Genomic DNA, 231 nt, shown 5'->3' on the forward strand with positions numbered 1-231 from the left:
AGATGAGCAAAGCGTTCTTGCATCGGGATCCGTTCAGCTGCGTGCTGTGCGGAGCACGGATGGTTTATACCGCAGCCATCGCCGGCCTGACCGTGCAGGGCTTGATCAACAACGCTCAAAGCATCGCGCAATTGAGGTACGTGCCGGCCTGATACGGGAGAGGTGCGTCCAAAATCTGGAAAAGGTACAGAAAAGTCGCTTTCAATCCATTTTTCGGCGTGGGTGATGGGT

Annotated in this window: 1 pseudogene; it reads left to right on the plus strand. The window is 55.0% G+C overall.

Features of this window, described 5'->3' with window-relative positions:
* A pseudogene (locus ALO64_RS25805) lies at positions 1 to 152 on the plus strand (IS91 family transposase); the annotation flags it as partial.
* Positions 153 to 231 lie beyond the last annotated feature (79 nt).

Origin of the sequence: Pseudomonas meliae (assembly GCF_001400515.1) — a bacterium.
Classification (GTDB): domain Bacteria; phylum Pseudomonadota; class Gammaproteobacteria; order Pseudomonadales; family Pseudomonadaceae; genus Aquipseudomonas; species Aquipseudomonas amygdali.